Raw genomic sequence first — 20,174 nt, 5'->3', positions numbered from 1 at the left:
TTGGTGGAGCTAAACGGGATCGAACCGTTGACCTCTTGCATGCCATGCAAGCGCTCTCCCAGCTGAGCTATAGCCCCTCATCGGTGAGGACGGGGCGAATCTTAATGGCGGTTTGGAAACGTGTCAAATTTATTTTCAACAATTTCCAAAATTTTTTGCCGGGATAACAATCACTTACCGTTCAAACCCCGGAAAACCGGGGTTTGACCGCTACAACGGCTGAGTCAGGCAATCGCGCCCAGCAGCTTTTCCCACTCTTTGTTTTCTTTCTTCGACACACCACCAAGCAAATCAAGGGCTTGGCGCAGACGGAAACGCGTCAGGTCCGGACCCAGGATTTCCATCGCATCGAGCACCGACACCGAACTGGCCTGCCCGGTGATCGCGGCAAACATCAACGGCATCGCGTCGCGCAACTTCAGCTCCAAGGACTCCACCACTGCCTGGATCGTTGCAGTGATCGCATCCTTCTCCCACTGGCGAAGGCTTTCCAGCTTCCACAGGATCAACTGCATCAACTGGCGAACCTGGTCGCCCGAGAGCTTCTTGGATTCAAACAGCTTGGGATCCGGGTTGACGCCCCCGGCAAAGAAGAAGCTGGCCAACGGTGCGACCTGGCTGAACGTCTCTACCCTGCCCTGCACCAGCGGCGCGATCTTCATCATGTACTCAGGGTTCAACGCCCACTGTTGGACACGGCTGGCGAACTCCTCGACCGGCAGGTCACGCAACCACTGGCCGTTGAGCCACGACAGCTTCTCGATGTCGAAGATCGGCCCGCCCAGGGACACGCGCGACAGGTCGAAATTGTCGACCATTTCCTGCAGCGAGAACTTCTCGCGCTCGTCCGGCATCGACCAGCCCATGCGCCCCAGGTAGTTGAGCATCGCCTCAGGCATGAAGCCCATGCGCTCGTAGAACGTCACCGACGTCGGGTTCTTGCGCTTGGACAGCTTGCTCTTGTCCGGGTTACGCAGCAGCGGCATGTAGCACAGCTGCGGCTGTTCCCAACCAAAATACTCGTAGAGCAGGATCAGCTTGGGTGCCGAGGGCAGCCATTCTTCGCCACGCAACACGTGGGTGATGCCCATCAAGTGGTCGTCGACCACGTTGGCGAGGAAGTACGTCGGCAGGCCGTCGGTCTTCATCAGTACTTGCATGTCCATGCGGTCCCACGGGATCTCGACGTCACCGCGCAGCATGTCCGGCACCACGCACACGCCTTCGCTTGGCACTTTCATGCGAATCACGTGAGGCTCGCCAGCGGCCAGGCGACGGGCCACTTCTTCCTTCGACAGCAGCAGTGCACGGCCGTCGTAGCGCGGGGTTTCGCCACGGGCCTGTTGCTCGGCGCGCATCTGGTCCAGCTCTTCTGCGGTGCAGAAACAAGGGAACGCGTGGCCCATGTCGACCAGTTGCTGGGTGTACTGCTTGTAGATGTCGCTGCGCTCGCTCTGGCGATACGGGCCGTGCGGGCCGCCGACGTCCGGGCCTTCCGCCCAGGTAATGCCCAGCCAGCGCAAGGCATCGAAGATCTGCTGTTCCGACTCGCGGGTGGAGCGCAGTTGGTCGGTGTCTTCGATCCGCAGGATGAATTCACCGCCGTGCTGCTTGGCAAAGCAGTAGTTGAACAAGGCGATGTAAGCAGTGCCGACGTGGGGATCCCCAGTAGGCGATGGCGCGATGCGCGTGCGGACGGTGGTCATGGCAGGTCTCGAATGGGCGATAAAACTGAAAATTGAAACAAGGGGCGAATGGTAACACCAGCTTGGGTGATTCTGGCAGACCGAGGTGCCTGCATTCGCGAGCAAGCCCGCTCCCACACTCCATCGCATTCCCTGGTAGGGAATCAGTCAAGGTGGGGGCGGGCTTGCTCGCAAAGAGGCCATCACTGCCTCTACCAATCAAACAGCCAGCAACCGCTCGCGCAACTTACCAATCTCGTCCCGCGTCTGCGCTGCCGCCTCGAACTCAAGATCCCGCGCCAACTGGTACATCTTCTCTTCCAGTTGTCGAATCCGCTTGGTGATCTCACTCGGCGAGCGCAGTTCGTTCTCGTACTTGGCGCTTTCCTCGGCAGCCTTGGCCATGCCCTTGCGCTTCTTGCTGCGCGAGCCCGGCACGGTGGCGCCTTCCATGATGTCGGCAACGTCCTTGAACACGCCTTTCGGAGTGATGCCGTTTTCCAGGTTGAAGGCAATCTGTTTGTCGCGACGCCGTTGGGTCTCGCCAATTGCCCGCTCCATGGAGCCGGTAATGCGGTCCGCGTAGAGAATCGCCCGGCCATTGAGGTTACGCGCGGCACGGCCGATAGTCTGGATCAGCGAACGCTCGGAGCGCAGGAAGCCTTCTTTATCGGCATCAAGGATGGCCACCAGGGACACTTCGGGCATGTCCAGGCCTTCGCGCAGCAGGTTGATCCCCACCAACACATCGAAGGTGCCCAGGCGCAGGTCGCGGATGATTTCCACCCGTTCCACGGTGTCGATGTCCGAGTGCAGGTAACGGACGCGCACGCCGTGGTCGGCGAGGTAGTCAGTCAAGTCTTCGGACATGCGCTTGGTCAGCGTGGTGACCAGCACCCGCTCCTCCAGCGCCACGCGCTTGGTGATTTCCGAGAGCAAGTCGTCGACCTGGGTCAGCGCCGGGCGGATTTCAATTTCCGGGTCGACCAGGCCCGTCGGGCGCACCAGTTGCTCGATCACGCGGCCGGCATGCTCGGCCTCGTAGTTGCCCGGCGTGGCCGAGACAAAAATGGTCTGCGGGCTGATGGCTTCCCACTCATCAAAGCGCATCGGCCGGTTATCCAGCGCCGACGGCAGGCGGAAACCGTATTCCACCAAGGTTTCCTTGCGCGAACGGTCGCCCTTATACATCGCGCCCACCTGCGGCACGCTGACGTGGGACTCGTCGATCACCAGCAACGCGTCGGGCGGCAGGTAATCGTAGAGGGTCGGCGGTGGCGCGCCGGATTCACGGCCCGACAGGTAGCGCGAGTAGTTTTCGATACCGTTGCAATACCCCAGCTCCAGGATCATCTCCAGGTCAAAGCGGGTGCGCTGCTCCAGGCGCTGGGCCTCCACCAGCTTGTTGTTGGAACGCAGGTACTCCAGGCGCTCGGCCAACTCGACCTTGATGCCCTCGATGGCGCCCATCAGGGTTTCGCGCGGGGTCACATAGTGGCTTTTCGGGTAAAAGGTGAAGCGCGGCAACTTGCGGATCACCTCGCCGGTCAACGGGTCGAAGGCCGACAGGCTCTCGACTTCATCGTCGAACAGCTCGATGCGGATCGCTTCCAGGTCCGATTCCGCCGGGTAGATGTCGATGACATCGCCGCGCACGCGGAAAGTGGCACGGGCGAAGTCCATGTCGTTGCGGGTGTACTGCAGGCTCGTCAGCCGGCGCAATAGCTCGCGCTGGTCGAGTTTGTCGCCGCGATCGACGTGCAGCACCATCTTCAGATAGGTTTCCGGGCTGCCCAGGCCGTAGATGCACGACACCGTGGTGACGATGATCGCATCCTTGCGCTCCAGCAACGCCTTGGTCGCCGACAGTCGCATCTGCTCGATGTGGTCGTTGATCGAGGCATCCTTCTCGATAAAGGTATCGGAGGACGGAACATACGCTTCGGGCTGGTAGTAGTCGTAGTAGGAAACGAAATACTCCACCGCGTTGTTCGGGAAGAACGCCTTGAACTCGCCATAGAGCTGCGCCGCCAGCGTCTTGTTCGGTGCCAGCACCAGGGTAGGACGATTGATCTGCGCAATCACGTTGGCGATGCTGAAGGTCTTGCCCGAACCGGTCACCCCGAGCAGCGTCTGGTGGGCCAGGCCGGCTTCGATGCCCTCGACCATCTGACGAATGGCTTCTGGCTGATCGCCAGCGGGTTCAAAGCGGGTGACGAGTTGGAAATCCGACATAACGTACCTCGTGTAGTCACCCCCAGACTGTAAACCCGTCGAGGACGAAATAGACCACCACCCGCGAAGATTCAAAGCGGGCCGTAGGAAAAAACCATGATAGCCATAGAAGTGGTGGCGAATGTGACGGGTTTCAAGGCAATCGTCCCACCTGCCGTCCAGGATCAATGTTGCAATAAGACTAACGGTCGGCAAATAAACCGAAAAACTTGGCCGAAAAGCCGTTTCGGCTGTCGCCCTTGGCGGTGATGGCCTCTATACTAGCTCCCCGTTTGTGCACCGCTCTAGTGCATTCGGCTGGAGCGCGACACGTCCCTCCCTTCCCCCATAGAGCTGCCGCAAAAATGAGCCTGTTCTCCGCTGTCGAAATGGCACCACGCGATCCTATCCTGGGCCTCAACGAAGCATTCAACGCCGACACACGAACCACCAAGGTCAACCTTGGCGTGGGCGTTTACTGCAACGAGGAGGGGAAGATTCCACTCTTGCGTGCCGTTGCCGAAGCGGAAGCCATTCGCGTGGCGCAACATGCCGCCCGTGGCTACTTGCCGATCGACGGCATCGCGGCCTACGACAAGGCCGTACAGACCCTGCTGTTCGGTGCTGAGTCGCCCCTGCTCGAAGCCAGCCGCGTCGTTACCGTACAGGCGGTAGGTGGCACTGGCGCGCTGAAGATCGGCGCCGACTTCCTCAAGCAGCTGCTGCCAGACGCCGTCGTCGCCATCAGTGACCCGAGCTGGGAAAACCACCGCGCCCTGTTCGAAACCGCCGGTTTCCCGGTGCAGAACTACCGCTACTACGACGCCGCTACCCACGATGTAAACCGTGCCGGCCTGCTCGAAGACCTCAACGCCCTGCCGCCACAGTCCATCGTGGTACTGCACGCCTGCTGCCACAACCCGACCGGCGTCGACCTGAGCCCGGCCGACTGGCAGAACGTGCTGGACGTGGTCAAGGCCAAGAACCTGGTGCCGTTCCTCGACATGGCCTACCAGGGCTTTGGCGACGGCATCCACGAAGACGCCGCAGCGGTTCGCCTGTTCGCTGAGTCGGGCCTGACCTTTTTTGTGTCCAGCTCGTTCTCCAAGTCGTTCTCCCTGTACGGCGAGCGCGTAGGCGCACTGTCGATCGTCAGCGAGTCCAAGGAAGAAAGCGCGCGCATCCTGTCCCAGGTCAAGCGCGTGATCCGCACCAACTACTCCAACCCGCCGACCCACGGCGCGGCCATCGTGGCCGCCGTGTTGAACAACTCTGAGCTGCGCGCCCAGTGGGAAGCCGAACTGGCTGAAATGCGCCTGCGCATCCGTGGCATGCGCGAGCAGATGGTAGCCGAACTGGCCAAGGCTGCTCCGGACCACGACTTCAGCTTCGTCGGCCGCCAGCGCGGGATGTTCTCCTACTCCGGCCTGACGGTTGAGCAAGTCACCCGCTTGCGCAGCGAGTTCGGCATCTACGCGCTGGATACCGGGCGTATCTGCGTGGCAGCGTTGAACCAGTCGAACATTGGTGCAGTCACAAAGGCGATTGTCCAGGTGCTGTAAGCCTGGCGGCGCTGCGGAAAGGGAAGCCACGGCTTCCCTTTTTTTATGCCTGTCGGAAAACGCCCCGCTCCCCTAGACTGAATTCAAACGACGATCCTGTAGGAGCCGGGCTCCTACAGATAGAGTGTTCCGCCATTATCCCTATGAGTAACCTATGAGAAACGACGACCTGGACCTGCGTGCCGACCGCGACGAGCTGGACCACTTCACCCCACGCGCACCGCAAGCCAAGCGCCAGAAGAGCCTGGTGCTGCAAGTGGCCCTGGGGGTGTTTCTCGGTGGCCTGGCCTTGTGGCTGGTGCAACTGGGCGCGACGGCAATCATGGCAAAACTGGCAATGGGTACCCTGCAATTTGGCGGCTGACAACGCCTCCCTGCAGGCGTTGGCTGGCCAGCGCCTACAGGGGAGTGACACGCTCTTCGAGCAACTTCACAAAACAGTTCAAACTCTGCGACACCGTACCTCGCCGCCAGATCAGCCAGGTATTCAAGATCCGGAAGTTATCCGTCAGCGGCCACACACTCACTGCCGCGAACCCCGGCATGTTCTCCAGCATGCTGCGCGGCATCAGCGCCAGCCCCGCCCCGGCGCTGACGCACGCAAGCATGCCGTGATAGGACTCGATCTCGAAGATCTTGCCCGGTACCGCGCCGTCCTGTGAAAACCAGCGCTCAAAGTGATGCCGGTACGAGCAGTTGGAGCGAAAGGTGTAGATGTTCTCGCCATTCACATCCTGGCCGCGGTTGATCGGCGCGTGATGCAGCGGCGCAATCACCACCATTTCCTCTTCAAACACCGCCACGCCTTCCAGGGTGGAATGCAGCACCGGCCCGTCGACAAAGGCCGCCGTCAGCCGCCCCGACAAGACACCTTCGATCATGGTGCCCGAGGGCCCGGTGCTCAGGTCCAGCTCGACCTTGGCGTGCTTCTGGTTATACGCCGCCAGCAACGCAGGTATGCGCACGGCAGCGGTGCTCTCCAGCGAACCAAGGGCAAACGCGCCCTGGGGCTCCTCCCCCGCCACCGTCGCCCGGGCTTCCTGCACCAGGTCGAGGATGCGCCGCGCGTAGCTGAGGAAATTCCACCCGGCCGGTGACAGGCGCAGGCGGCTTTTCTCGCGGATAAACAAGTCCACGCCCAGGTCCTGCTCAAGCTGCTTGATCCGCGTGGTGAGGTTTGACGGCACCCGATGAATCAACTGCGCGGCGGCGCTGATGCTGCCTTGCTCGGCAACGGCCTTGAAGATTTCCAGCTGCACCAGATCCAAGTCATTCTCCAATCGTGAATGTATTGCTTAATATTATTCAGTTTCCAGAAAATATACAGCCCCGTACGCTGAACCCAACTCAACCCTTCAGCAGGACGGTGCCATGAACGCAACTACCCACGCCCTCTCCATCAACCCAGCCAACGGCGAGACGGTCGGCAGCTATCCCTACGAAACCGAGCAGCAACTGGACGCCGCCCTCGACCGCGCCACCAGCGCCTTCCGCACGTGGCGCCGCCAGCCAGTGAGCCAGCGCGCCGAATTGCTGCTGGCGCTGGCCTGCGCCCTGCGCGAGCAAGGCGAAGACATGGCACAGATGATCACCCTGGAAATGGGCAAACCCATCGCCCAGGCCCGTGCCGAAATCGAAAAATGCGCACAACTGAGCGAATGGTACGCCGCCCACGGCCCGGCCATGCTTGCGCCGGAACCCACCCTGGTGGACAACGGCAGCGCCCAGATCGAGTACCGCCCGCTGGGCCCTATCTTTGCGGTAATGCCGTGGAACTTCCCGGTGTGGCAAGTGCTGCGCGGTGCGGTGCCGACCATGCTGGCCGGCAACACGTACGTGCTCAAACACGCACCGAACGTGATGGGCAGCGCTTACCTGATCCAGCAAGCCTTCCACAAAGCCGGTTTCGCCAAAGGCCTGTTTGAAGTAGTCAACGTGACCAACGACGGCGTGTCCAACGCTATCGCAGACCCGCGCATCGCCGCCGTTACCCTTACCGGCAGCGTGCGTGCTGGTATCGCCATTGGCTCCCAGGCCGGCGCCGCGCTAAAAAAATGCGTGCTGGAACTGGGCGGCTCCGACCCGTTCATCGTGCTCAACGACGCCGACCTCGATGCGGCAGTGCAAGCCGCCCTGATCGGTCGTTTCCAGAACAGCGGCCAGGTCTGCGCCGCCGCCAAGCGCCTGATCATCGAGGAAGGCGTGGTGGAAGCCTTCACCGCGAAATTCCTGGAAGCCAGCCGTGCGATGGTGATGGGCGACCCGACGTCGACCGCGACCTACATCGGCCCGATGGCGCGTTTCGACCTGCGCGACGAGCTGCACGACCAGGTACAGGCCACGCTGGAAGAAGGTGCGACCCTGCTGTTGGGCGGCAATAAAGTGCAAGGCGCCGGCAACTATTACGAACCCACCGTACTGGCCAACGTCACCGACCAGATGACCTCGTTCAAACAGGAACTGTTCGGCCCGGTCGCCTCGATCATCACCGCCCGCGACACCGACCACGCCGTGGCCCTGGCGAATGACAGCGAGTTCGGCCTCACGGCCAGCATCTTCACCACCGACCCGGCAAAGGCTCGCGATATCGCTGACCAGCTGGAAACCGGCGGCATCTTCGTCAACGCCTTCAGCGTCTCCGACCCTCGGGTGGCGTTTGGTGGAATCAAGAAGAGCGGTTTCGGACGAGAGTTATCGCACTTTGGCGTACGGGAATTCTGCAACGCACAGACGGTGTGGCTGGATCGCAAGTAAGACGCCTTGGTGGCGTGGGCAGTGGTGGACGCTATCGCTTCCCGAGCCCCGCCACCAATGCTTCCAGCACCACACGGACTTTGGGCAGCGCCTGGCGGTTTTTAACCCAGGCCAGTCTGATAGCTGCCCCCTCGGTGGCCAATTGCGGCAAGACCTCGACCAGCCTGCCCTCCTCCAGCGGTTGCTGGATCAACCAGGACGGCAGTTGCACGATCCCGCAACCGGCCAACGCGGCCTGCATCAAGCCATCGCCATTGCCGATCACCAGGTGCGGCGTCATCTGCCAGCGCCTCGGGGTGCCTTGTTCGCCCGCAAAGCTCCACGGGCTGACCCGTCCGTCCACCCAGCCATAGGCGATGCACCGATGGTGCTCAAGTTCACTGTCGGACGTCGGCACCCCATGGCTCGCCAGGTAGGCCGGCGAGGCGCACAAGGTATGCCATTCGTGGGCCAGCACCCGCTGGCCGACCGATTCCGGCCAGATATCCGCACCACCGACACGCACCACCACATCCACGCCCTCCTTGAACGGGTCGACGAATCCATCACCGAAGGACATGTGCGGCACCAAGGACGGGAACGCCTGCAGCAAAGGCAGCAGGGCCGGCACCACTTGGGCACGGCCGAACACACTCGGCAGGTCAATGCGCACATGTCCACGCGGTTCACTTTGCTCCGCGCGCAGCGACAGCTCGGCGTCCTCCAGGTCAGCGAGTACGCCCGTGCAGGTACGGTAGAACGCCACGCCAGCCTCGGTGAGGGATAAACGCCGCGTCGTGCGTTGGAACAGTCGAGTCCCCAGGCGTTTCTCCAATCGCGCGATGCTTTTACTGATGGCCGAGGCGGTCAGGTTCATTTTCTCGGCAGCGGCAGTAAAGCTGCCGTAGTCCGCGACACACACAAACACATCGATACCTTTCAAGCGTTCGGAAGAAAACATGGACGTCCTGTATTCGTGAATTCAGTTCAGGCTACTTGGTAAAAAGCATCCTAAATCAGAACTGCGCTCAACAGTAAGCTGTCACCGTTAAACCCTGGTACTGAGGCTCGGATGCTGACCACGCTGAAAAACTACCCCTTGACCGTCAATCTGCTGCTGAGTGCGTCACTCGTGTTAACGCTCGCCAGGGCAATCACCCTGCCTTATCTCGTGATCTACCTGTCGGGCCAATTTGAATTGGGCGTCGCCGACATCGGCCTGGTGATCGGCAGTTCGCTGATCATCGGCTCAGTGTTGAGCCTGTATGGCGGCTTTCTGGTCGACAGCCAGCCTGGTTACCGGTTGATACTGGGCTGTTGCACGGTATTCACCCTGGGGTTTCTGGGGGCATTTATCACGCAGGATCTGTGGATATTCTTCACCTGCCTGGTCGCGATCAACCTGGCGTATGCCGTGATCGACATCGCGGTCAAATCCGGGTTTGGGCGGCTGCTTCCCGTCGATGCGCGTAGCGAAGCGTTTTCGATCAAATACACCCTGACCAATATCGGTTATGCCGTCGGCCCCTTCCTCGGTGCAGGGCTGGCCACACTGGCCATCAGCCTGCCCTTCCTGGCGTCGGCGGGGCTTGGGGTGGGGTTCTTTATCGTTTATGCCGTGTGGGGCGACAGGCATTGGGCGCCAACCCACGAAAGCCAAGCCGGCGCGCCGTTCCTGGCGGTGGGCAAATTACTGCTCAATGACTACCGCCTTGTGTGCTTTACCTTGGGCGGGATCCTCAGCGCCGTGGTGTTTGGCCAGTTCACCGCTTACCTCTCGCAATACCTGGTCGTCACCACCACACCCGAGGCGGCGTACCGGATTATCAGCAGTGTGGTGGCAACCAACGCGGTGATGGTGATCAGCCTGCAATACCTGATCGGCAAGCGGATCACCCATCAGCACCTGCACCTATGGCTCGCAGGAGGGCTGGGCCTGTTCATTGTCGGCCTGGCAGGGTTTGGCTTGTCCAACTCGCTGATGTTCTGGGTGTTGTCCATGGCGATCTTCACCCTGGGAGAGATCATCGTGTTCCCTGCCGAGTACATGTTCATCGACATCATCGCGCCCGAGCCTCTGCGAGGCATGTACTACGGCGCGCAAAACCTGGGCAACGTCGGCGCAGCCCTGGGGCCGGTGCTGTGCGGGATCGTGCTGTCGACACAGCCCGCCCACTCCATGTTCTACATGCTGGCGCTGTTCGTGATCGCGGGCGGTTTGCTATACAGCCTGGGCGCTTCCCTGGCGAGTACTGCAAACGCGCGCACCTGAACCTCAGCAGCGGATATGCCGACGCACGCACTGCACCAACCCATCCAGCGCCTGCGACTTCACCGGGGCCAGTACGCACACGGTGTGCTCGCGCTGGCCCTCGGTCACCGTCAGGGTGTAATGCACCTCGCCCGGATTACCGCGCTCGGGCGCTTTGCTTTGCGGCAGCTGAAAGAAGTCAGAGGCCTCGATAAGCTGCCGCAACTCCTGCTGGTCCTGCTCGGGCAGCGTGTCCAGCTCCACCGTCTGCGGCTTGGCCAGGCCCGGAAAGAACCCAGGCCCACCGTTTTCCTTGATCGAAATGTGCATGGCTGTTCCTCACGTCAGACAGAAATGCCGACCGCTTTCCAACCCTCCTGGACCGCCTTCTGTTCATCCTTGTTCGCGCCGTAGAGTCGGCCGGCAACATCATGGGTAATGCGAGCAAAACGCAAAAACCCGGAGTTGGGCCGCAGTCGCGCATCACGCAGCGCGTCATACCAGATACGCCCCGCGCGCTCCCAGGCAAACCCGCCCAGCTTGGTCGCCACCTGGTAGAACGCATGGTTGGGAATGCCTGAATTGATATGCACCCCGCCATTGTCCTCGTAGGTTTGCACAAAATCATCCATGTGCCCGGGCTGAGGGTCCTTGCCCAGCAGCTTGTCATCAAACGCTGTGCCAGGGGCTTTCATCGAGCGCAGGGCACTGCCTTTGATCTTCTGGGTGAACAGCCCTTTGCCGATCAGCCAATCGGCGTCTTGCGCGCGTTGCTTCAGCGCGTATTGCTTGATCAAGGAACCGAATACGTCCGACAGCGATTCGTTCAACGCCCCGGACTGGTTGAAGTACATCAGCTTGGCCTCGTCCTCGGTGACACCATGGGCCAACTCATGCCCGATCACGTCAAGGGCCACCGTGAAGCGGTTGAACAACTGCGCGTCTCCATCGCCAAACACCATCTGGGCCGAGTTCCAGAAGGCATTGTTGTAGTCCTGGCCAAAATGCACGGTCGCGTCCAGTGCCATGCCGGCGTCGTCGATGGAGTTGCGATCAAAGACCTCGTCAAAAAAATCGAACGTGGCGCCCAGGCCATCATAGGCCTCGTCCACTGCGGCATCACCGCTGGCGGGCTGCCCTTCGCCACGAATCAGCGTGCCTGGCAGGCTATCGGTGCCGTTGGCGCTGTAGATCGATCGGCGCTTGCCTGCGCCCATGGCCAGGGCCATTTGCGCCGGGCCTTTGGCGGGCACGGCGACCATGCGCAACGAGCGGAACGTGCTGTCTTTGGCGCGCGTGCGCAAAGCGATCTCCCGTTGCGCCTTGTCGCCGTTGCGCGCGATCTGGTCGAGCATATAGGGCGGTATCAGGCAGAAAATCGGGTTACGGTAATGGCGATCACACATTGGCTGGCTCCCTGTTGGCGTGTGGTGAACGTCCGGGTGACCGTTTGAGGATAGTCCCCAGGGGTTAACGCGCATCATCAATTGTCATTAACTTATGTTGCAGTCGTGTTTATCCAAGGAGGACTTACCGATGCCAGCACGTAAAGCCAAAATCGACCTTTCGTACCGCCCCAGGCTCGCCGACCTGCGCCCATTGATCGCGCCGAGCCCTGCGCTACTGGAGGCGCGAGCGACGACGCCCCGTGTCACTTCGGCCAAAGACTTGAAGGACCGGGGCGGCTATGCCGAGGATTTTCTCGGCAGCTTCGGGGTGCCCTGGCCCACGGTCGAGGAGGCCTTGGCGGGCGATACACAGCAGCGCCTGGACTACACGCACTTCTCGATAACGATGTCACGCGCCAAGCGACTTGCGCTGTATGTGGGCGTCAACATCGACGGCGGCCAGCACGTGGACATTATTCGCAGCAACGACACCTGGGCCTACGACGGTCGCCTGCCGAACGATGCGCAGGTGGGCGAAGCGCTCTATGCCAGTAATGGCCTCGATCGCGGCCACCTGGTCCGCCGCCAAGACCCGAACTGGGGCGACGTGGCGCAAACCGCCAACGTCGACACCTTTCATTTCACCAACTGTTCGCCGCAGATGAGCGGGTTCAACCAGAAGACCTGGCTGGAGCTCGAAGACTACATCCTCGACAACACGCAACGCTGGAAAGCCCGGGCCACGGTGTTCACCGGCCCGGTGTTCGCTGACGACGACCGTGTGTACCGAGGCGTACAGATCCCGACGGCCTTCTGGAAAGTCGTCGCCTACCTCAGCGACGACGGCAAGCCTTCTGCCAGTGCCTACATGATTGACCAGAGCCGCGAGCTCGGCCAGTTGGACCTGGTGTTCGGCCAGCTCAGGACCTACCAGCGCAGCGTGATCCAGATAGAACGCCTGACCGGCATCCGCTTCGCCAACCTCGCCGACTACGACGGTTTCAGCAACGAAGAACGCGCCACCGGCACACGAATTGAAGCACTGATACAAGGCCCCGAAGACATTCGTCTGTGACCAGCGCTTCAAACAGCACCCACCTGTTAAGCGTCGTCGACAACCATCGCTAACCACGATGCAAAGCGACCCGCTCTTGATCTGATCTTGATCTTGATCTTGATCTTGATCTTGCTTTTGATTTCAGGCGCCCCATCAAACACGCTGGCCGGAATTCGATAGGGATTTGGGGGGTAAACCGGCAGGGATGCCGGTTTAGCCGCCCCGCGCCATGGAGGGCGCGTGGCGGCGGCCCCCCAAATCACTGTCGGATTACGGGCACACCGAGCGTGAGCGAGGTGCCGAGTGTTGGGGCAAGAGCCTTTTGGTTACTTTGGGGCTTTTCCAAAGTGACCCGCTGTAAGAGCGGAACCCCTAGCAGCCGTTACCGCAGAAATGGATATGTACCCCGTCTGATCCAACATCCAGGTCGGCTGTCAGGCCCGCCTTCGCGGGCAAGCCCGCTCCCACAGTTAGATCGCGGGGTGTCAGGAAGAGAGTGGTTGGCTGTCAGGGCGCCTTCGCGAGCAAGCCCGCTCCCACAGTTAGATCGCGGGATGACAGGTAGAGAGTGGTTGGCTGTCAGGGCGCCTTCGCGAGCAAGCCCGCTCCCACATTTCAGGATCGCAGGGTGACAGGCAGCAGGCGAGGCAACAGGCGGGCCCTCATTGCGCATTGATGTAATGAAACTGCGCCTGGGTTTTCTCGACCGCCGCACGCACTTTGTCTTTCTGCGCATCAGTGCCCGAGTAATAAATCTGCATCCCCTTCAAGTCCTGCCCCTCAACGGCTTTGCTGATCACGGCAACATCAACCGGCGTGCTGGCACCGATAATCAAAAAGAACACATCGCCCAAGCGCTTGGCATCGAGCAGTTCTCCCCTGAGGTAGGCGGCGTTTTGCTCACCGGCCATGGAAATCGCCAGGGTATCGCCGAACATCCCGCTTTTGGGGATGCTCATCGAGTGCAAACGGAGTTTGTCCGACCCGGCCGGCATCGACTTGACATAGGCGGTGGCGGCCTCGTCAAGAATCTGTTGTTCAGATTTACCTTGGGCGGCACAACCGGCGAGGGTGGCGACGAGGGCGAGCGCGACGAACGATTTCACTGTGTATTCCTTGTGATAAAGCGATCCATTGGCTGCGCATCATAGAAGCCCCACCATCAAAGAGCTACCGTTGGCTTCACGGCCTCCCGTTAAACCTCGCGATCGACTACCATACCGCGCCGGTTCCCAAACGGGACTAATAGGGAATCCGAAGCGCCGTACCCTCGCGCCAATCGGAACTGCCCCCGCAACTGTAGGTGCTGAGCCTGCTCCTTGATGCCACTGGACCTTGTCCGGGAAGGCCGGAGCCTGGCGACGATGCATCAGTCAGGAGACCTGCCGGCTCACGCTCAATCACTAACCGGCGGGGTGTCCGGGAAGGACACGCTTGCCTGCCTCAACCACAGCGCTCGAGGGTGTATTTCCGAACCGTACCTCCCCAGTTCCACGTACGGTTCACTCGGAGATTGCTCCATGCTGCCACGCGTTACCGCCCTGCTTACCGGCATTGGCTTCTGTGCCCTGGCCCACGCTGCACCCACCCACTACCCGCTGACGGTGGAAAACTGCGGCAGCACCCTCACCTTCCAGCAAGCCCCTGCCCGCAGCGTGACCATCGGCCAGGCCGCCACCGAAATGCTGTATGCCCTGGGCGTGGGCGACAAGGTGGTGGGCACCTCGCTGTGGTTCAACAGCGTGTTGCCGCAATACAAGGCGCAGAACGACAGCATCGAGCGCCTGGCCAATAATGAGCCGAGCTTCGAGGCTGTGATCGCCAAGCGCCCGCAACTGGTGGCTGCCGAGCTGGAATGGGTGGTCGGGCCACAAGGCGTGGTCGGCACCCGTGAGCAATTTCATGAACTGAAGATTCCCACCTACCTGCTGCCCTCCGACTGCGAAGGCAAGGACAACCTGGTAGGCGCTGACGGCACGCGACTGGAGCCGTTCCACATCGAGACTATTTATAAGAGCATCAGCCAGCTGGCGCAGATTTTCGATGTACAGGATCGTGGCTTGCAGTTGAACGACGCACTCAAGGCCCGCCTGGCCAAGTCCGTCGCCACGGCACAGGGCAAAGGCCTCAAGCAGGCCAGCGCGCTAGTGTGGTTCTCCAGTTCGGAGATGGCCAGCGACCCTTACGTGGCCGGCCACAAAGGCATTCCGGAGTTCATGCTGCAAACCCTCGGCCTGTCCAACGTGGTGCAGTCCGATGAAGAGTGGCCCGCCGTCGGCTGGGAAACCATTGCCAAGGCCAACCCGACCTTCCTGGTGATCGCGCGCATGGACCGCCGCCGCTACCCCGCCGACGACCATGAAAAGAAACTGGCGTTTTTGCGCAGCGACCCGGTGACCCGCAACATGGACGCGGTGAAAAACAACCGCATTATCATCCTCGACGCCCTGGCGTTGCAGGCCAGCATCCGCATGTTCGATGGCCTTGAACAACTGGCCACGGCCATCGACGGCTACGACCTGCCGAAATGATGCGTACCCTGCTCGCCCTGGCCCTGCTCCTCGCCGCCGTACTCGCTGGCGTGGCCATCGGCGAAACCGCCATCTCGCCGCAGGTCGTGCTCCAGGTACTCGCCAACAAACTGTGGGCGGCCGGCTACGTGCTCGACCCCATCGATGAAGGCGTGGTGTGGAACTACCGCCTCACGCGCGCCCTGGTCGCCGCCGCCTGCGGTGCGGGGTTGGCGACCTGCGGGGTGATCCTGCAGTCGCTGTTGCGCAACCCGCTGGCCGATCCGTACCTGCTGGGCATCAGCGCCGGTGCCTCGACCGGCGCGGTGTTGGTGGCGTTGATGGGCGTGGGCGGCGGCTTGATTTCGTTGTCGGCCGGCGCGTTTGTCGGCGCGATGGCAGCATTTGCCCTGGTGATCCTGTTGGCGCGTGCCAGTGGTTCGGCCAGCGGCACCGGCCAGATCATCCTCGCGGGCATCGCCGGCTCGCAGCTGTTCAATGCGCTCACCGCGTTCCTGATCACCAAGTCGGCCAGCTCCGAGCAAGCGCGCGGCATCATGTTCTGGCTGCTGGGCAACCTCAGCGGCGTACGCTGGCCCTCGGTGTGGCTGGCCGTGCCGGTGGCTGTCGCTGGCTTGGCCGTGTGCCTGTGGCACCGTCGCGCGCTGGATGCGTTCACCTTCGGCAGCGACTCGGCGGCATCCCTCGGCATCCCGGTGCGCCGCGTGCAGTTTGTACTGGTAGGCTGCGCAGCCCTGGTGACAGCGGTGATGGTGTCGATTGTCGGCTCCATCGGTTTTGTCGGGCTGGTGATTCCCCACGCCGTGCGCCTGCTGCTTGGCACCGGGCATTCGCGCTTGCTGCCGGCGAGTGCCTTGGGTGGCGCGCTGTTTTTGATTGCGGCGGATGTGCTGTCACGCACCTTGATCAAGGGCCAGGTGATACCGGTCGGCGTGGTCACTGCGCTGGTCGGCGCGCCGGTGTTTGCGCTGATCCTGATCGGCCGGAGAAACGCGCGATGACGGTGCTGAGCTGCACGGACCTGGGTTTCAAGGTGCGCGAGGTCGAGCTGCTGCGCGACATCCACCTGGAGGTTCACCTGGGCGAAACCCTCGGTATCGTCGGGCCGAACGGCTCCGGCAAATCCACCCTGCTCAAGTTGCTCGCCGGCTTGCGCACACCGGCGTCCGGCGAGGTGTTATTGGGTGGCCAGCGCTTGGGCAAGCTGTCGCGCCGCGCCATCGCGCAGCAACTGGCGGTGGTGGAACAGCAGGCTGACACCGACGACGCCATCCGCGTGTTCGACGCCGTGGCCCTGGGCCGTACGCCGTGGTTGTCGGCACTGAGCCCCTGGTCCAGCGAAGACGACGCCATCGTGAAACAGGCCTTGCATGACGTCGACGCCACCCACCTGAGCCAACGCGCCTGGCGCAGCCTTTCGGGCGGGGAGCGCCAACGTGTGCACATCGCCCGCGCATTGGCGCAACGGCCGCAGATTCTGTTGCTGGATGAGCCGACCAATCACCTGGATATCCAGCACCAACTGGGGATTCTAAAAGGCGTGCAGGGCTTGCCCGTCACCACCTTGATTGCCCTGCATGACCTCAACCAGGCGCTGACCTGTGACCGCTTGGCGGTGCTGGATCACGGGCGGCTGGTGTCGCTGGGCAAACCGCTGGAGGTGCTGACACCGCAGCGCTTGCAGGAAACCTTCGGGGTGCAGGCGCATTACCTGACAGACCCATTTGATGGCGCGCAGATACTGCGGTTGCGTCCGAACTGATCAGGATATTCGTGAGGGTATGGTGTTAGAGGCAACGCTGCATATGCGTCGTGCGCCACACTGGGTCCGCCTCCACGTCCACCACTTCAAAGCCCTGGCGAAGCCAAAAATCAATCGCTCCCGGTAAAAACGGATGGGTGTGCAGGTACATCGCCGCTACCCGATCCGCTGTGGCCAACGCCTCCAGCGCACGGTACAGCTCGCCCGCCAAGCCAAAGCGACGGAACGCCGGCCGCACAAACAGGCGCACCACCTCCACCGTCTTGAGGCCCTGGTAATTCAACTGCGGGAAACGCCCGTCATAGGGCAAATAACCAATGGCAGCGACGATCTGGCCCTCATCACGCGCGACAAGAAATCGCCCATCGCCGTGCAGATAGATCGCCTCGAAATGCGCCAGGTCCGCCGGCATCCCCGTCGCGCTGAGCGTGGGGAACAGCTCGGCACGGGCCGCCAGCACAAACGCCAGCGCCTCTGGGATATCCGCAGCCGTGACCGCCTGAATGATCGGCCTTGGGCTCATGCCACCTCGATCTGCGTAATCCCCACCACCTGCGCCTGCTCCAGAATTTGCTCCGGCGTCGCATCAGCAGGCGGCAGGATCAAGCCATTCTCCGCATCGCCAAAATGCAACTGCAGCAAGTGCAACGCCGCTTCATGCATCGCCAACTCGGGTTGCTTGAGTTCGAACACATGGGTGCGGGGTTCGTCGTTGAACCGGTAGTCGAGGGTGTATTCGCGCATGGGGAAGTCCTTGTTGAGGGAGAGGAGCAACTGATCAACCTGACCACTTGATCAGGTTTTAAGTTCCCAGGCCCTCCGCTCGTTCATAATGAAGATAGCCATGAGAACCGGTCCCCACCTGTACAAACCCTGCGCGCTCATACATCAGCCGGGCTGGGTTGTCGGGGCGCACGCTCAAACTCAAATGCGTGCAGCCACCGTCCCTCGCCGCCACCGCATACGCCTCCAGCAACGCCCGACCGATGCCCTTGCGCCGCTCAGCTTCGCTGACATTGATCGTGTAAAGCTCGGCGAAGCCTTCCTCGGGTTTCCAGAGCGAATAACCGACGAACTGCCCGTCCAGCGCAGCGACCGTCAACCGCTCGAAGTTGTCCACCCACAGCGCGAGGTTGCGCTCCACCTGCGAGCGCCAACCGGCTTCGTGAGTGGGTTCCCATTGCTGGATGTAGGCCAACTCCCCTCGGTAGACTGACGGAAGGTCGGTCACACGCGCCGGGCGTAGGGTCAATGCGTTCACGGGCACGTGCTTTCCTTGGTTTGAAGAGGCGTAAGACTACTTGGACGCTGGAAGACTGAGTACTGCCCCACTCACTCGACGGCTTATCCATTCGCGGCTGTAGGCAAGCACTGCTGCCCCCATCACCACCGGAAAATGAATAAACCCATGCGCCGCCTCTGGCAACAGATGTGCCTCAGCGCCAGGCCACCGCTCTGCGATCAACAGTGTGTCATCCTTCAACGGGTCCAGTTCGCCGACAAACATCAACGCTGGCGGCATGCCGCTGAAGTCACCATACAGGGGTGACAACGGCGGCTGCCGACGCTCGTCATCGCTCAACCCCGGCGTCAGCATGCGCAGCGCCTCGACCATGCCCGGCCCGTCCAGCAGCAATGTTTGCGGCCCCGCCGCGCGTACGCTCGGCGTTCCAGTCAAATCGTAGACGCCGTAATACAACACCGCTGCGCACACACGCTGGAGCAGCTCCGGCCACTGCTTGAGCGCCAGCAACGTCGCCGCCGCCAGATGCCCGCCGGCCGATTCGCCGACCACGATCACCGGCAGGCCAGCAAACTCTTCAGTGGTGAGCAACCAACGCGCCGCCGCCAGGCAGTCGTCCATCAGGCCCTCGACCGGCGTGTCGACCGCCAGCCGATAATCCACCGACACCACCGCCACGTCGCAGGCGTTGACCATGCCCAGGTTGAGGTCGTCATCCATCTGCGCATTGCCGATCACCCAGCCACCGCCGTGGATATCCAACACCACGCCCTGGGGCTTGCCGCTCGGCCGCAGGATGCGCACGGGTACAGAGCCTACGAGTCGGCTTTCAGCCACGGGCGAGCGCTTGATCTTTTGACTGGCGCGCAGCAATGCCTGGATCAAGCGCGGCGTGATGCGATTACGGATTTTAAAGCGCGGCATCCAGGCGAGCTTTTGGTTGAAGCGGCGCATCTCGGCCCGTTCAGGCTCACTGGCAGGCCAGGGTTTATGGGCCATCAGCGGTTATTCCGCAGGATCGAGAAGTTCAGCGCCGCCGCCACACACAGCCACGCCAGGTAAGGGAACAGGATCAAGCCGGTGATCAGGTCCAGGCGCACCGCCAGTACCACCATCGCCGCCACGGTCACCCACAGCACCGCGATAATCACCATCCCGGCGAGGATACGATGGGCACCGAAGAACACCGGCGTCCACAGCGTGTTCAACGCAATCTGCGCTGCCCACAATGCCAACACCACCTCACTGCCCGGGATGAGGCTGAGGCGATAACCGGCCCAGGCCAGCAAGAGGTAGATAATCGTCCACGCCACCGGGAATAACCAATTGGGTGGGGTGAAGCTGGGCTTTACGAGGGATTCATACCAGGCGCCGGGTTTGAAGATAATGCCGGTACTGGCAGCGGCGATGCAGGCAAGCAGGAAGATGAAGAAAGTCATGGTCGGTCCTTGGTTGAGCATTTCAATGCTTGGACGTGTCGCACACGGGTAAAAGTTCACTGCCGATCTACCGGTGGGCACTGGCAGTGCGGGGTATCTTTATCGCCTGACCTACCGCTTTCGCAGCCTCGCTGAAGCTCGACAGCTCCCACACGGGGGGCTGCTGTGCTGCTGCATTCCAGTGTGTCTAACGATGGGATTTCAGCCGTGACCACGATCAACTGTGGGAGCTGTCGAGCCCCAGCGAGGCTGCGAAGGGTTCGCCACGCCCTACCGACCCACACCGTGCAGGCATCACCGCCATACTCA

General features: G+C 61.6%; 20 protein-coding genes, 1 tRNA gene and 1 riboswitch. Of the genes, 8 read left to right on the top strand and 13 right to left on the bottom strand.

The window, feature by feature from the left end; genetic code table 11:
- Window position 1: 1 nt before the first annotated feature.
- From CQ002_RS26430 to uvrB, 3 genes are all read right to left on the bottom strand, one after another.
- Window positions 2-77 (bottom strand) — tRNA-Ala (locus tag CQ002_RS26430).
- A gap of 147 nt (window positions 78-224) precedes the next feature.
- Window positions 225-1,706 (bottom strand): glutamate--tRNA ligase, encoded by a 1,482-nt coding sequence (gene gltX, locus CQ002_RS26425; RefSeq protein ID WP_025856465.1) that lies wholly within the window; start codon window positions 1,704-1,706, stop codon window positions 225-227.
- Window positions 1,707-1,904: 198 nt separating this feature from the next.
- The gene (uvrB, locus tag CQ002_RS26420; RefSeq protein ID WP_010209048.1) at window positions 1,905-3,920 is read right to left on the bottom strand and encodes an excinuclease ABC subunit UvrB; all 2,016 of its coding nucleotides are present in this window, start codon (window positions 3,918-3,920) and stop codon (window positions 1,905-1,907) included.
- A 344-nt stretch (window positions 3,921-4,264) separates the two neighbouring features.
- Here uvrB and CQ002_RS26415 point away from each other — a divergent pair, with 344 nt between their 5' ends.
- Both CQ002_RS26415 and CQ002_RS26410 read left to right on the top strand, forming a co-directional pair.
- Entirely contained in the window at window positions 4,265-5,461 is a 1,197-nt protein-coding gene (locus tag CQ002_RS26415) for an amino acid aminotransferase (RefSeq protein ID WP_105162586.1), read from the top strand.
- A gap of 154 nt (window positions 5,462-5,615) precedes the next feature.
- Window positions 5,616-5,825: a hypothetical protein gene (locus CQ002_RS26410; protein WP_017847720.1), complete on the top strand. Its 210-nt coding sequence runs from the start codon at window positions 5,616-5,618 to the stop codon at window positions 5,823-5,825.
- A 34-nt stretch (window positions 5,826-5,859) separates the two neighbouring features.
- Here CQ002_RS26410 and CQ002_RS26405 read toward each other — a convergent pair whose 3' ends face one another.
- Window positions 5,860-6,729, bottom strand: coding sequence for a LysR family transcriptional regulator (locus CQ002_RS26405; protein ID WP_034107632.1), 870 nt, complete (start codon window positions 6,727-6,729; stop codon window positions 5,860-5,862).
- A gap of 103 nt (window positions 6,730-6,832) precedes the next feature.
- Between CQ002_RS26405 and CQ002_RS26400 the strand changes: the two genes are divergently transcribed.
- Window positions 6,833-8,215, top strand: coding sequence for an aldehyde dehydrogenase family protein (locus CQ002_RS26400; protein ID WP_105162587.1), 1,383 nt, complete (start codon window positions 6,833-6,835; stop codon window positions 8,213-8,215).
- 31 nt (window positions 8,216-8,246) lie between these two features.
- Here CQ002_RS26400 and CQ002_RS26395 read toward each other — a convergent pair whose 3' ends face one another.
- Window positions 8,247-9,155, bottom strand: a complete 909-nt coding sequence (locus tag CQ002_RS26395) for a LysR family transcriptional regulator (protein ID WP_105162588.1) — start codon at window positions 9,153-9,155, stop codon at window positions 8,247-8,249.
- Between the two features lie 111 nt (window positions 9,156-9,266).
- On the opposite strand from CQ002_RS26395, the gene CQ002_RS26390 reads away from it, so the two are divergent.
- Window positions 9,267-10,466 (top strand): MFS transporter, encoded by a 1,200-nt coding sequence (locus tag CQ002_RS26390; RefSeq protein WP_105162589.1) that lies wholly within the window; start codon window positions 9,267-9,269, stop codon window positions 10,464-10,466.
- 3 nt (window positions 10,467-10,469) lie between these two features.
- Here the strand turns inward: CQ002_RS26390 and CQ002_RS26385 are convergent, their stop codons facing one another.
- Both CQ002_RS26385 and CQ002_RS26380 read right to left on the bottom strand, forming a co-directional pair.
- The gene (locus CQ002_RS26385; protein ID WP_034107641.1) at window positions 10,470-10,775 is read right to left on the bottom strand and encodes a protealysin inhibitor emfourin; all 306 of its coding nucleotides are present in this window, start codon (window positions 10,773-10,775) and stop codon (window positions 10,470-10,472) included.
- 14 nt (window positions 10,776-10,789) lie between these two features.
- On the bottom strand, window positions 10,790-11,851 hold the full coding sequence (locus tag CQ002_RS26380; protein WP_105162590.1) for a M4 family metallopeptidase: 1,062 nt from the start codon (window positions 11,849-11,851) through the stop codon (window positions 10,790-10,792).
- A 130-nt stretch (window positions 11,852-11,981) separates the two neighbouring features.
- Between CQ002_RS26380 and CQ002_RS26375 the strand changes: the two genes are divergently transcribed.
- Window positions 11,982-12,908 carry a DNA/RNA non-specific endonuclease gene (locus tag CQ002_RS26375; protein WP_105162591.1) on the top strand — a complete coding sequence of 309 codons (927 nt, stop codon included), beginning with the start codon at window positions 11,982-11,984 and terminating at the stop codon, window positions 12,906-12,908.
- A 644-nt stretch (window positions 12,909-13,552) separates the two neighbouring features.
- Here the strand turns inward: CQ002_RS26375 and CQ002_RS26370 are convergent.
- Entirely contained in the window at window positions 13,553-13,996 is a 444-nt protein-coding gene (locus tag CQ002_RS26370) for a hypothetical protein (protein WP_034107647.1), read from the bottom strand.
- A 103-nt stretch (window positions 13,997-14,099) separates the two neighbouring features.
- Window positions 14,100-14,295: riboswitch (cobalamin riboswitch) on the top strand.
- A 115-nt stretch (window positions 14,296-14,410) separates the two neighbouring features.
- Between CQ002_RS26370 and CQ002_RS26365 the strand changes: the two genes are divergently transcribed.
- The 3 genes from CQ002_RS26365 to CQ002_RS26355 are packed head-to-tail and all read left to right on the top strand — an operon-like array spanning window position 14,411 to window position 17,183.
- Window positions 14,411-15,421, top strand: a complete 1,011-nt coding sequence (locus CQ002_RS26365) for an ABC transporter substrate-binding protein (protein WP_069077850.1) — start codon at window positions 14,411-14,413, stop codon at window positions 15,419-15,421.
- A complete protein-coding gene (locus CQ002_RS26360; protein WP_034107651.1) occupies window positions 15,418-16,422 on the top strand; it encodes an iron ABC transporter permease in 1,005 nt (334 codons plus the stop codon). The genes CQ002_RS26365 and CQ002_RS26360 overlap by 4 nt, the downstream gene beginning before the upstream one ends.
- The gene (locus CQ002_RS26355) at window positions 16,419-17,183 is read left to right on the top strand and encodes an ABC transporter ATP-binding protein (RefSeq protein WP_034107652.1); all 765 of its coding nucleotides are present in this window, start codon (window positions 16,419-16,421) and stop codon (window positions 17,181-17,183) included. Before CQ002_RS26360 ends, CQ002_RS26355 begins: the two co-directional genes overlap by 4 nt.
- 25 nt (window positions 17,184-17,208) lie before the next feature.
- Here the strand turns inward: CQ002_RS26355 and CQ002_RS26350 are convergent, their stop codons facing one another.
- Genes CQ002_RS26350 through CQ002_RS26330 form a run of 5 tightly spaced genes read right to left on the bottom strand, consistent with a single transcriptional unit; the run spans window position 17,209 to window position 19,865 of the window.
- Window positions 17,209-17,706, bottom strand: a complete 498-nt coding sequence (locus CQ002_RS26350; RefSeq protein WP_105162592.1) for a GNAT family N-acetyltransferase — start codon at window positions 17,704-17,706, stop codon at window positions 17,209-17,211.
- A complete protein-coding gene (locus CQ002_RS26345) occupies window positions 17,703-17,927 on the bottom strand; it encodes a hypothetical protein (RefSeq protein ID WP_034107655.1) in 225 nt (74 codons plus the stop codon). Before CQ002_RS26345 ends, CQ002_RS26350 begins: the two co-directional genes overlap by 4 nt.
- Before the next feature lie 58 nt (window positions 17,928-17,985).
- Window positions 17,986-18,444, bottom strand: a complete 459-nt coding sequence (locus CQ002_RS26340; RefSeq protein WP_105163151.1) for a GNAT family N-acetyltransferase — start codon at window positions 18,442-18,444, stop codon at window positions 17,986-17,988.
- Window positions 18,445-18,480: 36 nt separating this feature from the next.
- Window positions 18,481-19,425, bottom strand: coding sequence for an alpha/beta hydrolase fold domain-containing protein (locus CQ002_RS26335; RefSeq protein ID WP_105162593.1), 945 nt, complete (start codon window positions 19,423-19,425; stop codon window positions 18,481-18,483).
- Complete coding sequence (locus tag CQ002_RS26330) at window positions 19,425-19,865, bottom strand: TspO/MBR family protein (RefSeq protein WP_034107663.1); 441 nt, start codon at window positions 19,863-19,865, stop codon at window positions 19,425-19,427. Before CQ002_RS26330 ends, CQ002_RS26335 begins: the two co-directional genes overlap by 1 nt.
- Window positions 19,866-20,174: the final 309 nt, after the last annotated feature.

This window comes from Pseudomonas sp. MYb13 (assembly GCF_002980075.1).
Classification (GTDB): Bacteria; Pseudomonadota; Gammaproteobacteria; order Pseudomonadales; family Pseudomonadaceae; genus Aquipseudomonas; species Aquipseudomonas lurida.
Note: the sequence above shows the minus strand (reverse complement) of the source record. Positions and strands in the feature narration are given on the sequence as shown.